14 protein-coding genes and 1 pseudogene are annotated in these 13,467 nt (G+C 68.6%); 4 read left to right on the top strand and 11 right to left on the bottom strand.

What is annotated here, in order from left to right; all coding sequences use genetic code 11:
- Positions 1-137 precede the first annotated feature (137 nt).
- Positions 138-1,091, top strand: coding sequence for a Ppx/GppA phosphatase family protein (locus tag ACIP6U_RS36175; protein WP_401726712.1), 954 nt, complete (start codon positions 138-140; stop codon positions 1,089-1,091).
- 36 nt (positions 1,092-1,127) lie between these two features.
- Here the strand turns inward: ACIP6U_RS36175 and ACIP6U_RS36180 are convergent, their stop codons facing one another.
- Positions 1,128-2,027 carry an NAD-dependent protein deacetylase gene (locus ACIP6U_RS36180; RefSeq protein ID WP_401726714.1) on the bottom strand — a complete coding sequence of 300 codons (900 nt, stop codon included), beginning with the start codon at positions 2,025-2,027 and terminating at the stop codon, positions 1,128-1,130.
- A gap of 227 nt (positions 2,028-2,254) precedes the next feature.
- On the opposite strand from ACIP6U_RS36180, the gene ACIP6U_RS36185 reads away from it, so the two are divergent.
- Positions 2,255-2,797, top strand: a complete 543-nt coding sequence (locus ACIP6U_RS36185) for an EF-hand domain-containing protein (protein WP_401726716.1) — start codon at positions 2,255-2,257, stop codon at positions 2,795-2,797.
- 60 nt (positions 2,798-2,857) lie between these two features.
- Here the strand turns inward: ACIP6U_RS36185 and ACIP6U_RS36190 are convergent, their stop codons facing one another.
- From ACIP6U_RS36190 to ACIP6U_RS36215, 6 genes are all read right to left on the bottom strand, one after another.
- Positions 2,858-3,433, bottom strand: coding sequence for a GTP-binding protein (locus ACIP6U_RS36190; protein ID WP_401726718.1), 576 nt, complete (start codon positions 3,431-3,433; stop codon positions 2,858-2,860).
- A 28-nt stretch (positions 3,434-3,461) separates the two neighbouring features.
- Positions 3,462-3,860, bottom strand: coding sequence for a DUF742 domain-containing protein (locus ACIP6U_RS36195; RefSeq protein ID WP_401726720.1), 399 nt, complete (start codon positions 3,858-3,860; stop codon positions 3,462-3,464).
- On the bottom strand, positions 3,857-4,288 hold the full coding sequence (locus tag ACIP6U_RS36200) for a roadblock/LC7 domain-containing protein (protein WP_401726722.1): 432 nt from the start codon (positions 4,286-4,288) through the stop codon (positions 3,857-3,859). Before ACIP6U_RS36200 ends, ACIP6U_RS36195 begins: the two co-directional genes overlap by 4 nt.
- On the bottom strand, positions 4,285-6,771 hold the full coding sequence (locus ACIP6U_RS36205) for a nitrate- and nitrite sensing domain-containing protein (RefSeq protein ID WP_401726724.1): 2,487 nt from the start codon (positions 6,769-6,771) through the stop codon (positions 4,285-4,287). The genes ACIP6U_RS36200 and ACIP6U_RS36205 overlap by 4 nt, the downstream gene beginning before the upstream one ends.
- A 339-nt stretch (positions 6,772-7,110) precedes the next feature.
- Complete coding sequence (locus ACIP6U_RS36210) at positions 7,111-7,944, bottom strand: PIG-L family deacetylase (protein WP_401726726.1); 834 nt, start codon at positions 7,942-7,944, stop codon at positions 7,111-7,113.
- Positions 7,945-8,624: 680 nt separating this feature from the next.
- On the bottom strand, positions 8,625-8,963 hold the full coding sequence (locus ACIP6U_RS36215) for a MerR family transcriptional regulator (RefSeq protein ID WP_401726728.1): 339 nt from the start codon (positions 8,961-8,963) through the stop codon (positions 8,625-8,627).
- Between the two features lie 489 nt (positions 8,964-9,452).
- Here ACIP6U_RS36215 and ACIP6U_RS36220 point away from each other — a divergent pair.
- A pseudogene (locus ACIP6U_RS36220) lies at positions 9,453-9,595 on the top strand (ATP-binding protein); the annotation flags it as partial.
- 95 nt (positions 9,596-9,690) lie between these two features.
- Positions 9,691-10,050, top strand: a complete 360-nt coding sequence (locus tag ACIP6U_RS36225; RefSeq protein ID WP_401726730.1) for a hypothetical protein — start codon at positions 9,691-9,693, stop codon at positions 10,048-10,050.
- Positions 10,051-10,169: 119 nt separating this feature from the next.
- On the opposite strand, the gene ACIP6U_RS36230 is transcribed toward ACIP6U_RS36225, so the two are convergent.
- The 4 genes from ACIP6U_RS36230 to ACIP6U_RS36245 all read right to left on the bottom strand — a co-directional run bounded on the left by ACIP6U_RS36230 (position 10,170) and on the right by ACIP6U_RS36245 (position 13,002).
- Positions 10,170-10,478: an SCO5918 family protein gene (locus ACIP6U_RS36230; protein WP_401726732.1), complete on the bottom strand. Its 309-nt coding sequence runs from the start codon at positions 10,476-10,478 to the stop codon at positions 10,170-10,172.
- Positions 10,479-10,527: 49 nt separating this feature from the next.
- Positions 10,528-10,932, bottom strand: coding sequence for a CBS domain-containing protein (locus ACIP6U_RS36235; protein WP_401726734.1), 405 nt, complete (start codon positions 10,930-10,932; stop codon positions 10,528-10,530).
- A 46-nt stretch (positions 10,933-10,978) separates the two neighbouring features.
- Positions 10,979-12,472 (bottom strand): DEAD/DEAH box helicase, encoded by a 1,494-nt coding sequence (locus ACIP6U_RS36240; RefSeq protein WP_401726736.1) that lies wholly within the window; start codon positions 12,470-12,472, stop codon positions 10,979-10,981.
- 326 nt (positions 12,473-12,798) lie between these two features.
- Positions 12,799-13,002, bottom strand: a complete 204-nt coding sequence (locus ACIP6U_RS36245; RefSeq protein WP_006136369.1) for a cold-shock protein — start codon at positions 13,000-13,002, stop codon at positions 12,799-12,801.
- Positions 13,003-13,467: the final 465 nt, after the last annotated feature.

A 13,467-nucleotide genomic window follows, 5' to 3' on the forward strand; every position in this document is an offset into this window, starting at 1 on the left:
GACAGGTCGGAGGCTGCGCGGGCGGTGACGATATGCTCACACGCTGGGCCGGAAACCCGACACGCCGTCGTCTCGGCTGTCGGAGGACCGAAGAAGAAGCCGGTCGGGTCGAGCGCGAGCCTTGAGGAGGCGATGAAGTGCGGCAGGCAGGCGTGCTCGATGTCGGGTGCCACAGTGCTCTGCTGACCGTCGTACGCCGGCGCCCGGGAGCAGTGCTGGAGCCGGTCTTCTCCCGCAAGGTACGGCTGCGACTGCACCAGACCCTCGACCACAAGGGACGACTGGAGAGAGCCGGCGTGAAAAGCGTCGAGCGGGCAGTAGCCCAGGCCGTCGCCGCCAACCCGCGCCCGCGCGGACCGGAAGTCTTCGCATTCGCCACCTCCGTCATCCGGGACGCACCCAACCGGGACGCGATCATCGCGCACGTGGCCCGCACCACAGGCACCCACCTGCGCGTACTGACCGGCGAAGAGGAAGCACGACTGGCCTACGTGGCCGCCCGCCAGTGGGCCGGCCCGACCGCCGGACGCCTGCTCGTCCTGGACATCGGCGGCGGAACCGTCGAGATCGCCTCCGGCACCAAGGACCAGCCCCGCTCCGTCCACTCACTGCCACTGGGCGCACGCAGGATCACCCGCGACTGGCTGCCCGGCAACACCACACCCTCCCCACACCGCCTGGCCGAGATCCGCCAGCACCTGCGCCAGACCCTGCAAGCCGTCCCCGACCTGCCCCTCGCCCAACCCGGTGTGCGCGTGTTGGCCTGCTCCAAAACCTTCGAACAACTCGCCCGGCTCGCCGCAGCCCGGGGCAAGGCACCACGAGCCGGACGACAGCTGACCCTGCCCCAACTCCGTTCCGCGACCGCCCTGTTGGCCGACGCGAAGCCCTCCCGCCGCGGCAAACTGCCCGGCATCTCCCGACACCGAGCCGAACAATCCCTGGCCGGAGCCCTGATCGCACAGGCCCTCATGGAGACCTGCGACGCCAAGAGCGTCGAGATCTGCCCCTGGTCCACCCGCGAAGGACTCCTGCTGGAACACCTCCGCGTGCCCCACACCACGGCGGACCGCTCCCGCCTCGCCGGCTGACCCGCCGATACCACGGTCACACGAGAGACCTCTTCGTCAGCCCGTCGGCCCGCCGACCGGGATGCCGAGTCGGTCGGCGACGGTCGTCAGGGCCGTTCCCAGCGGGAGCGCGATCCGGGTGCGGGCGTGCGGGTCGCCCCGGGTGGGGTCCCGGTTGACGACCAGCACCGGCTTGTTTTCCTGCGCCGCCTGACGGACGAACCGCAGCCCCGACATCACCGTCAGCGACGAGCCGAGGACCAGCAGCGCGGTCGACTCGCGGACCAGCCGCCGGCACTGCTCGACGCGCTGCGGCGGAACCGTCTCGCCGAAGAACACCACGTCCGGCTTGAGGACTCCCCCGCAGTCGGCGCACGGCACCACGCGGAAGTCCCCGACCTGCGCATTGGTGAGGTCCGCGTCACCGTCCGGGTTGATACCGGCGGCGACCGGGTCGAAGCCCGGGTTCTCGGCCTCCAGGCGCCGGGCGAGTTCGCGGCGCGGGCTGATCTCGCGGCAGGAGAGGCAGACGACCCGGTCCAGGCTGCCGTGGAGTTCCACGACGCCCTCGCTGCCCGCGGCCTGATGCAGACCGTCGACGTTCTGGGTGATCACGCCCGAGACGCGGGCGTCCCGGGCGAAGGCGGCCACCGCCAGATGTCCCGCGTTGGGGCGGGCCCGCCCGAAGGTGCGCCAGCCGAGGTGGCTGCGCGCCCAGTACCGGCGCCGCGCCTGCGCACTCCCGGTGAAGTCCTGGTAGGTCATCGGAGTGTGCCGGCTCAGGCTCCCGCCCTCGCCCCGGTAATCGGGGATGCCCGACTCCGTCGAGATGCCCGCCCCGCTGAGCACCAGCACACCGCCGGTGCTCAGCACGTCGACGACCGGCTCCAGGTCGGTGGTGCCCGGCAGCGGATCCCCCGCCGCGGGGGTCCAGCTCAGGGTGGGGCGCATGCGCATGCCGCAAGGGTACGGAATCGGCGGCGGCCCTCGGCGGGCACGGACGGTTGCCGGGGCCCGGTCCGCCATCCCCCGCGGGTAAACCGGCGCCCGGCGCACCGGGCGGGCTCGTGGGCGCGCGGACACCCGGCGCGGTGAGCGCGAGCGCCGTTGCAGGGCGGCCGGCCACGGACAGCATGTCCTCAGTACTGCGAGTGACCTCAGTGCTGCGAGTGAGGAGGCGTGTGATGTCCAGCGAGTTCCAGCGGACCAAGCTCCAGGCCATGTTCGAGGCGTTCGACGCGGACGGCAACGGCTATCTGGAGGAGGCGGACTTCGTGGCCCTGGCGGACCGCTGGGGCCGGCTGCCGCGCGTGAGAGAGGGATCGGACCTGGCCGCGCGCGTGGACGGCGTACTGAAGGGCTGGTGGCAGCAGCTGTCGGAGACCGTGGACACGGACCGGGACGGCCGGATCGACATGGACGACCTCCTCGCCATGGTGGACCTGCTGCCGACCATCCCCGAGGCGGTCACGGCCACCGCCGACACCATCTTCGACGCGGTCGACGAGAACGCCGACGGACGCATCTCGCGCGGCGAGCACCAGCGTCTCGTCGACACCTGGCACGGGCGGCCCGTGGAGACCGGCGGCGCCTTCGACCGGCTCGACCAGGACGCCGACGGTTACCTCAGCCGCCCCGAGTTCGCCGCGCTGTGGACCCAGTTCTGGACCAGCGACGACCCTGCCGAACCCGGCAACCTGATGTGCGGCCCGATCGGCGCCGGGTGAGTCACCGGCGGCGGCCGTTCGGAGCCGATCGCGCCGGGCCGCCTCCCAAGTGGTGGGCCGTCAGAGGGACGTTGCGGACTGACGGGCCATCAGGTGTTCGACGAGCGCCAACAGCACATCCCGGCTGTCCGTCCGGTCCCGGGCATCGCAGAGCACCAGCGGTACCTGGGAGTCGAGAGCGAGTGCCCTGCGGATCTCCTCCGTGGTCCTGTCCCGGACACCGTGGAAGCAGTTGACGCCGACGATGAAGGGGATGCCGCGGCTCTCGAAGAAGTCGATCGAGGCGAAGCTCGCGTCCAGCCGCCGGGTGTCGACCAGGACCACCGCGCCCATCGCCCCGTTGACCAGGTCGTTCCACATGAACCAGAAGCGTTCCTGTCCGGGGGTGCCGAAGAGGTAGACCACGAGGTCGCCACTGATGGTGATCCGCCCGAAGTCGAGGGCGACGGTGGTCGTGAACTTGCTGTTCAGACCGTCCAGGTCGTCGACACCGACGCTGGCCCGGGTCAGGTACTCCTCGGTGTGCAGCGGCGCGACCTCGCTTACCGAACCGACCAGAGTCGTCTTCCCGACGCCGAACCCGCCGGCGACCAGAATCTTCACCGCCAGCGGGGCAGTGTCCTTATGGTCGGCCATCCGGTCCGAAGCACGGCCGGCCGTGTGCTCAGAGCTTGCGTAGTCCATCCCTCACCGCCTCGAGAACAGCCATGTCAGAAAGTTCGCCCCGCTGTGTGAACGGCCGTGGCGAGCGGGCCCACACCTGCCCCGAGTCGACCAGATCGCCGATGAGGATCTTGGTCAGCACCACGGGGAGGCCCAGTTCGGCGGAGACTTCCACGACCGCTTTGGAGTCCCGGCACAGCGCGAGGATCGTCCGGTGCTCCGGTTGCATCCTGCGTACCGCGAGCGTTGCCCGCGTGGTGCCCTCGGGCACCGTGGTCACCAGGGTGATCAGTGTCAGATCCGCCCGTTCGGGGCTCGTGCGCCCGCTGGTGATGGTGTAGGGACGGACCAGTTGTTCGTCGGCGTCGCCGTCGTCGAACACCTCGGTCCAGTGCCTCATCCGGCTCTCCCGGCGTCATCGGCCGGCGGAGTACGCGCGTCGGCGCCCAGCCGCCGACCGACCTGCTGGACCAGGGTGTGCATCGCGACGCTCATCAGCTCGGCGTCGACCTCCTGGGAGGCGACCACCGCCAGGTGGGTGCCGCGGCCCGCGGCGATGACGAACAGCCACAGGCCGGCCATCTCGACGATGACCTGGTGCACCGGGCCGCCGCCGAAGAGCTGACCGGCGCCGCGGGCGAGGCTCTGCTGGCCGGTGGCGATCGCGGCGAGCCGCTCCGCGTCCGAGCGTTCGACGGTCTGCGAACGACTCATCACCAGGCCGTCGTCCGAGAGCAAGATGGCGTGCCGGGTACCCGTCACCTGGTCGACCAGACCGTCCAGAAGCCAGTCCAGGTCCACGTTGGTGGCCGTCGTTCGCTGCGTCATTCTCGATCATCCGTCCTAGAAGAGCCGGGCCGGTCGGGCGAGGTGGGCCCTTCACCGCTGCCGTCGCCGTAGCCATCACCATTGCTGTTGCCATAGCCACTGCCGTAGCCGTGGCCGGTGTCGTAGCCCGTGGCGTAACTGCCGCTGTCACCAGCGCCGTCGCCGAAGCCCCGGTGGACCCCACCGCTGCCGAAGCCGTTGCCGAAGCCGCCTGTGGCGCCGCCGTCCGAGCTGTTCCCGCCCCGGGCCAGCCGGGACTGCCGCTGGAACGCGCCGATCGTGGCCCCGGACCGGCTCGGCCGGTCGGGGATCGCCCAGGGAGTCTGCTCGTCCGGGCTCTCCGGCTCCGCCGGGATCTGGAGTTCGGGCGCCAGACTGGCCTGTCGGACCCGCTGGGGCAGCGGGTCCGCGCCGGCGGGCGTGGACGGGGATGGCTCGCTGTCGACCGGAGTACGGAGACCGGAGGCGGTGACGTTCGCCATCGCGTGTCCCCTGGCACGGAAGGGCAACTGCCCTTCCCGGTACGGCACCTGCCGACCGATGCCGGCGTCGTGCAGGTGCGGCTTCGGACCCGTCGGGAGCGGCGGGGCATCGGCGGGAAGCGGTACCGGCTCCGGCTCCGTGCCGGGCTGTTCCACCACCACTTGTTCGGGCAGCAGTACGATCACCCGGGTGCCGCCGAATGCGGACGGCCGCAGTTCCACCCGCAGTCCCAGGCTCGCCGACAGCCGGGCGACCACGTACAGACCGAGCCGTACGTCATCGGCCTGGGTCATCACATCGAGCTGCGGCGGCGCTTCCATCAAGGCATTGGCGGCGGCGTACTCCTCGGGTTCCATGCCCAGGCCGCGGTCCTCGATCTCGACCGCGATGCCCCTGCTGACCAGAACGGCCCTTACCTCGACCGGAGTTGGCGGCTTCGAGAAGACGGCGGCGTTCTCCATCAGCTCCGCCAATATGTGCGCGAGCGGGCCCACCGCCCGCTCGGACACCCAGGGCTCGCCCTCGACGTCGATCGAGATCCGGTCGTAGTCGCTGACCTCGCTCTGCGCGGCGCGCAGCACGTCGATCAGCCGGACCGGCTTGCGCCAGCGGCGCTGCGGCTGGCCACCGCCGAGGATGACCAGGTTCTCCTCGTAGCGGCGGAGCCGGGCGGTGAGGTGGTCCAGAGCGAACAGACCGGTCAACAACTCCGGGTCCTCGTGGGTGCGTTCCAGCTCGTCCAGCTTGCGCAGCTGGAGGCCGATGAGGAGTTGGGTGCGGCGGGCGATCCGCTGGAGCAGGCGCTCGAAGCCACGGTGCTGTTCGGCCTGGCGCACTGCCGTGGACACCGCGCTGCGGCTGGCGGCGTTCAAAGCCTGCCCGAGTTCGCCGAGTTCATCGGGGGTGGACTCGACCAGCCGGACCTCACGGTCCACGTCGACGTTCTCGCCGCGCTCCAACCGGGCCACCACGTCGGGCAGTCGCTGCTGGAGTTCCACGGCTTCCTCGCGCAGGCCATAGATACGTCGGCGCAGCATGACGGTCAGGCGCCAGCTGGTGACGATGACCAGGATCACGGCGAGCAGGTTGAAGGCGCTGACGATGATGAGAGTTTGCAGGAGTCCGCCGACACTGTCGGCGGAGGCCTTGTCGACGTTGGCGGCCCGCACGTCGACCAGGCTCCGCAGCAGCGGGTAGTTGGCGTCCACCGAACTGCGCCATTGAGCGTGGATCTGGCCGAGCACCAACTCGCCCTGCGAGTGGTGGGGGCCGGCGACGATGATCTGCTTCTCCAGATCCTGCTGAACCGCCCAGGACTTGGCGCTCGTCAGCTTCTTGTACGTGTCGCGTTCATCGCCGGTGAGGCTGAGGGCGACCCGTTGGAGCAGGTAGTTCTGAGCGCCGACGGCATCGACGAACACGTCGTACTCGGTGACCGACAGATGCCCCGTGGTGTCCCAGTCGCGGCCGAGCAGGGCGTCCTCGCGCCCGATCATGTCGATGGCGCCGTAGAGATCGACACTCGTGTGCGCCAGGAGAGTCACGTCGGCGTTGCTGGTGCGGCCCAGCGCGGTGAAGACGGTGATCAGGGAGTCGACGGTCCCGTTGTAGTAGTCGAATGCCGCCTTCGCGTCGACCGACCCGGTGTCAACTGCCTTGCGCTGCAGAGAGATCTGGTCGAGGTCGTCCGTGGTACCGGCGAGGGCCCCACTCAGCCCCTCCTGCCCGTGCGAGGTGCTCTCGGCGGCCACAGGACGGAAGTCCGCCACCGCCTTGTCCGTCACTCTGCGCGCGGCGACCAGCCGACCCCGGGTGGTGCCGCCGGGGTCGGCCTGTGCCTCCGCGGTGAGCCGTCGCTCCTTCTGGAGGGCCTGGAAGAGAGCGAACGAAGGGGGACTCAACGAGGTGGTCAGGTCCCCCTGCGTTCTCTCCGCCTGCCAGCGGGTGGCCAGTTGATACGTGCTCAGACCCCACAGGGGTGCGAGTGCGAAGCTCGGCACGACCACAAGAATGATCAGAACAGTACGTAGAGGCAGTCGACGTGGACTGGAACCTGACCCGACTGCCGCTGGGGGAAGGTCGGTTGACGTCGAAGCAGCAGCCGAGGGCTGGTCGTCGACGGCCATGATTCTGGTTCGTCTACCCCCGAACCTTCCCAATCCGGTCACTTTGGCGACACTCCCCCCACCGTTCTGCGCATCCATGAGGAAAAATCGCCAAATCCCGGCGACTGGTTGGCCGATAGTAGCCACAATCCATCGCAGCCCGTAGGCCTTTCGTCGCACTCTGCGGAACTGGCCTCCCGGGGTTCACTTCCCTCAGGATCTGGTCCGTTCGGATCAGCGCAGTCCGGCGAAGAGGTCGTTCTCCGGTAGGGCCGTGCCGGTGGCGTCCTGGACGCGTACGAAGGTCTCCGTGCCCATCAGTTCACCGAACCGCTCCTTGCCCAGCTTGAGGAAGAAGATGTTGTCGCCCTGACTGGCGTGCGCGGCCAGCGCGTCGAACTTCTGGTCGCTGTACGCGGTGGCGTCCACCCAGGTGGTGATCTCGTCGTCGGGGAGACCGATCTTGGCCATCTCGGCGGCCTCCGCGGGATCCGGCGCCGGCATGTCCTCCTGGAACTCGCGCATGATCTCGCCGAACCGCCGCATCATCGAGCGGGGCATGGTGGTCCAGTACACCTTCGGCGTCAGCTCGGTCATCTCCAGCGCCGCCATCGTGATGCGGTGGGCCTGGATGTGGTCGGGGTGGCCGTAGAAGCCGTTCTCGTCGTACGTGACGACCACATCGGGTCGGTAGTGCCGCATCAGGTCCGCAAGGCGTGCCGCGCTTTCCTGCACGGGGGTCCGCCAGAAGGCTCCGGGGGCGTCGTTGCTGGGCCAGCCCATCATCCCGGAGTCGGCGTAGTCCAGCATTTCCAGATCGCTGATCTTCAGGACACCACAGCTCGCTTCGAGTTCCTGACGGCGCATCAGGGCGACGGCCGCCGGATCGTGGCCGGGCTCGCCCGGCTTGACACCCCCTGGCCCGTCGCCACAGCCGCCGTCGGTACAGGTCACGAGAACCGTGCGGATGCCTTCCGCGGCGTACCGCGCGAGAACCCCTCCGGTTCCGGTGGCCTCGTCGTCGGGGTGTGCGTGTACCGCCATGAGCGTCAAGGGCCGGTCAGCCATGAAACAGTCCTTCTGCAGATGTACGTCGAGGTTCGAGAGAGCGGCGGGCGTACCGCGACCCGGGGCCACCGGGCTGGCGGGGCGGCCGACCTTGTGGTCCCCGTGCCCCACCCGTGCGGTGCCGATCTCCCGGTAGACGCAACCGTCCCGGCAGGACCATCTGTTCCCGACGCGACCGTGTCACCCACTCCCGCCTCGACGACCCGGACTTCAGGCGCTCGGTGGGGTCGTGGCAACGGCGACCTGAGCTGTCCAGGACCTCGGTTTCCGGGGCGGATCCCAGGACACATCGACGTCAGCTTCGTGGAAGTCGTGTGCGAGTCCCACCACGATGGCAGCCACGGCGGCCTGTGCCTCGGCCGGGTCGGTGTTGGCAGCCACGTCGGCAAGGCGTCCGCAGAGCATCCCGCCTTCCTCGGTGAGAACACTGTGGCGCCAGCCTTCCGGAGTCGCCAGCAGGACGATGCTTCTCGGTACGCCGAAGGGAGGCCGAATTCTCGTCACGTGCTCTCGTCGCACCATGGAGCTATCCAACCTCGTGGGCTTCCTGGAGGTTCGCACAGGCGGAAGGTCAGGCCCCGCGGCGGGGTGTGGTGCCGATTCCGTGGTGGGCCGGCCAGGCGTATGCCCACCCGGGCCGGGGGGTAGGGGGTGCCCGCCGATACCGGCGGGCCCCTGTCTCAGGCCGTGGTCGTCGGGTTCGTGGATTCTCCGGCGCGGCGGTATTCGGCGTTGATGCGCTGGGCTTCTTCGAGCTGGTCTTCGAGGACGATGATGCGGCAGGCGGCCTCGATGGGGGTCCCGCGGTCGACGAGTTCCCGCGCGCGGGCGGCGATGCGCAACTGGTAGCGGGAGTAGCGGCGATGGCCGCCTTCGGAGCGGAGCGGGGTGATGAGGCGGGCTTCGCCGATGGCGCGGAGGAAGCCCTGGGTGGTGCCGAGGAGTTCGGCGGCCCGGCCCATCGTGTAGGCGGGGTAGTCCTCGTCGTCGATACGGCCGAACGAGTCGTCTGCTGTCATCTGCACCTCTCTGTGGAACGCGTCGAGGGGCCTTGGTGCCGTACGGCACCAAGGCCCCGAAGGAACTGCTACACCATCTGCCGGCCCGGATACTGCGCCGACCTTCTGTTTCTGCAGCCCCGACCTTGATACTGCCGGGAGTGCTGGGATCGCTGTTGCTTGACCGGAGACCACCTCACTATCGATGTCCTGCGGTACCCGGGTTCAAGATGTCGGCCCGGGCGATCCTGATGGCGCTCGGCTCCTCCGTTCTTCCCTCTGGGATCAACTGCCTACAAGCGGGGTACTGCGTACTGCACTTTCGGATACTGCACTTGCATGTACTGCGCCCGGCAGTTCGTGTCTGCCGGGCCCTGCTGTCTCTCTGGGCTACGAGAGAACCATAACCACAGCCCCGTGATGATGTCTACTCTGACAAAGACAGATTTCCGCGCGTTCGACAGTGAGGTAGTCGACCTCGAACAGGGGCAGACGCGGGAGGAAGGGCTGTCAACACCTGCCGAGGATGCCGACACCGTGGTCCTGGTCGTCTCGGAGCTCGTCACCAACGCCCCGCGTCACGGCGGCGGCGCCTGCACTCTGGACCTGACGGCATACCCGACAGCATCGAGGTGACCGTTCACAACCACAGCCTGGCGGGCGGCCGGTGGCAGGACCGTGAGCGCCTTCCTCACCCGGTAACGCCACCGTTGAAGCAGCCGGATGGCCGGCAAATACAATCTGCCCCATGTCGAAGCCTGACAAGTTGCTCGTTGACGTCGCCACCCTGGTGGAGTCCGGGCAGAGCAACCAGATGTCCCTGACCGTGGTCACCGGCGGCGCCGTCATCACCGGCCGGCTGGCTCCCGAAGCCGTGTGGAGGCGGAGGGTGTCGGAGGTGCTGACAGATTCCGCCCGCCTGGGAGAGTTCTCCGCCGTGTTCGACACCCCCGCGAAGGGGGATGGGCCGCCCACTCATCTGCACTTCCACGTCGCCCGAATTCTTCAGGGCACGGTGGGGATCCCGGAGACGGGCGGGATGTACCGGGTCGCGATCGACGACGTCAGCGCCTGGACCGTAGGCGACTTCAGCTATTCCGACCACTGATATTCCGGCCACTGAGCAACCACGGCGACGGGACCCCGTCGCACGCAGTGTGGGCCCGACCGACGTGCGTCGGCCGGGCCCACTGCTGATCAGGTGTCGGCGCGTACCTGTCGCGGCGGTCAGACAGGCGTCGGAGTGCCGAGCATCGCGGAAGCCTGCCGGAGCGGGCCGAGGATGCCCACGGGTACGGCCTCGGGAAGAGCGCGGCAGGTGAAACCGAGCTTGGCCATCGCCCGGACGACTTCGTCGGCGCTGAAGTCGCGGCGGTCCTGCCGGGTGATGACCTGGCCGACCTGCTTGACCGGGTAGTGACGACGGCCGATGATCACGGACTCACCCATGACCTGCTCGGGCTTGATGCCCTTCATCGATTCGAGCACACCGCTCTTGGTGAGCTCGAAGGGGAAACGGGCGATGACACAGCGCATGGGGCCTCACGAGGAGAAGGGGCGAACGGTCCGACCGGGGTGAGGCGGATCAGTGGGAGAGCACGAGGCGGCCTGGGCCGCCGCCTTGCCCGTCGAACACCGCCAGGGCACCGGACCGGCGGGAGCGCATCGCGTGCTCGGCTTCGGCCATCGTCATCACGGGGGAAGTGAACGACCGGTGGTCGCCGAGGATGTCGCGCAGCCGGACGCGGTCCGTGTAGGCGGAGTTGTCGCGCACGGAGGTTAGTTCGGTCCGGGTGACCAGGCCGGTGCACTGGCCGTCCTGGTCGCAGACGACCAGCCGGCTCGTGCGGGCGGCGGCCATGACGGACAGCGCCACCTCGACGCTCATGTCGTCCCAGACCTGCGGTCCGCCCGCCTCCACGACCTCAGCCGGCGTCCTGTGCACAGGACCGGCGTCCGCCGGGCGGGGCTGTGTCTGAACCAGCGTCAAAAGATGCCTCCTGCGGAGATGGGTCAGCTTCCTGATCACGAGGGTTCTAGGCCGCCGCGCCGACGACGGACTGGCGTACGGGCCCGCGCCGCGCACCCGACGAGGGGCGGCGTCGGCCCCGGGAGGGGGTGCTGCGCATGGGGCGTTCGGCCACTGGTGCGGTGATGACGACCGGGATGCCGGACGGAGTCTGGGCACCGGTGATGCGGTTCAGTTCGGCCTCGCCGGAGCGGACCTCGGTGATCTGCGGCCGGATCCCGGCGTCCGACATGAGGCGAACCATGCCGCGTCGCTGGCTGGGGGTCACGAGGGTCACGACGCTGCCGGACTCGCCGGCGCGGGCGGTACGGCCGCCGCGGTGGAGGTAGTCCTTGTGGTCGGTCGGCGGGTCGACGTTGACGACGAGGTCGAGGTTGTCGACGTGGATGCCGCGCGCCGCCACATTGGTCGCCACCAGCACGCTGACGTGCCCCGTCTTGAACTGGGCGAGTGTGCGGGTGCGCTGCGGCTGCGACTTGCCACCGTGCAGCGCGGCGGCCCGGACCCCGCTGTTGAGGAGGTCCCGGGTCAGCCGGTCGACGGCGTGCTTGGTGTCCAGGAACATGATCACCCGGCCCTCGCGGGCGGCGATCTCGGTCGTGGCGGCGTGCTTGTCGGTGTCGCGGACGTGCAGGACGTGGTGCTCCATCGTCGTGACCGCACCGGCCGACGGGTCGACCGAATGCACGACGGGGTCGGTGAGGTAACGGCGCACCAGCCGGTCGACGTTACGGTCCAAGGTGGCGGAGAACAGCATCCGCTGCCCCTCCGGGCGTACCTGGTCGAGCAGCGCGGTGACCTGCGGCATGAAGCCCATGTCGGCCATCTGGTCGGCCTCGTCCAGCACCGTGATGCCGACCTGGTTCAGACGGCAGTCGCCGCGGTCGATGAGGTCCTTGAGCCGTCCCGGGGTCGCGACGACGACCTCGGCACCGCCTCGCAGCGCGCCGGCCTGCTTGCCGATCGACATCCCGCCCACCACGGTGGCCAGACGCAGCCTGACGGAGCGGGCGTACGGGGTGAGCGCGTCGGTCACCTGCTGCGCCAGCTCACGTGTCGGTACGAGGATCAGTCCCAGCGGCTGGCGAGGCTCGGCACGCTGTCCGGCCGTGCGGGCGAGCAGGGCGAGGCCGAAAGCGAGGGTCTTGCCGGAACCGGTGCGCCCGCGGCCCAGGACGTCACGGCCCGCCAGAGTGTTCGGCAACGTCGCACCCTGGATCGGGAACGGTGTGCTCACACCCTGCCTGCCGAGTTCGGCCAGCAGTTGCTCGGGCATGTCGAGATCGGCGAAGCCCTGGGCGGCGGGCAGCGCGGGGGTGATCGTCTCAGGGAGCGCGAACTCACCCTGCACCGCGGCGGGCCGGCGGCCGTACCCGCCGGAACGGACAGGCCCTCCGGAACGGCGGGGTGCCGACGAGCCGTAGCGGCTGCCGCCCTTTCCTGCGTCGGCACGGCCATTACGGACTCGGGCGGAGCGGTCGTTCGTACGTGTGCGGTTCATGCGGAACCTTCCTCGATGTGGCACATATCAAGGAATTCCCGCGGCATTGAGCAGCACGGAGAACTACAGATATGGACCGATGGCAAAAAGACAAAAAGCAAAAGAAAGCAGATCCGGCCGACGGAAATTCACGCGGACACAATCCGGACGTCGACGGGGGTGCGGCTCTTCAGGCTGCGTCTGCATCTTTGAAGGATGAGCCGCACGTGGTGGGGCTGGGGATTTCTCCAAGCCGTCCCGTAGATGAAACTGCTGCGGGAAAACACGTGTAGCTGGGGCCCGCACCCCGAGGGATGCGGGCCCCAGCTACAAAGTGCTCGTCAGCGTCAGGCCGGAACGATGTTCTCGGCCGTCGGGCCCTTCTGGCCCTGCGCGATGTCGAAGGTCACCTTCTGGCCTTCCAGCAGCTCGCGGAAACCCTGGGCGGCAATGTTCGAGTAGTGGGCGAACACGTCAGCGCCGCCACCGTCCTGCTCGATGAAGCCGAAGCCCTTTTCCGCGTTGAACCACTTGACGGTACCAGTAGCCATGTCATATCTCCCTCGGGGCAGTACATCGGAATCCGCACTGTGCAGACACCGTGTCGCCGCAATGATCACCCCGCCGGAAAACGACCGGAAATACAAAAGCGCTCTCCCCGGCCGAAGCCGAGTGGGAGCACTTGAAGTTTCGGGAACCAAAACTGCAACTGAGATCAACAGTAGCACGCCGTCACGGCCCGCTCCGGCCAACTAATTCCACTCCACCCATTGCACCAAAAACTCTCGCTGCATGGTCCGGAAAACTCTCACTTCCCAAGCACAGGTATTGACTCACTCACAGTGCAACGTTCCCTACCCCAGGAAGCTCAGCCGCACCTGACGGTTGGGGTTGTCCCGGTTCGTGTCCGCCAAACTCCCTTAAGACGTCGTTTCTAATGGTGAGGAACGGATCGTCGGCGTCTATGCGTCCGTCCACTCGGCACGATTGGAGTAGGACTCGTAGCTGTACTGTGT

The sequence above is a fragment of the Streptomyces sp. NPDC088794 genome (assembly GCF_044750545.1).
In the GTDB taxonomy this organism is placed as follows: Bacteria; Actinomycetota; Actinomycetes; order Streptomycetales; family Streptomycetaceae; genus Streptomyces.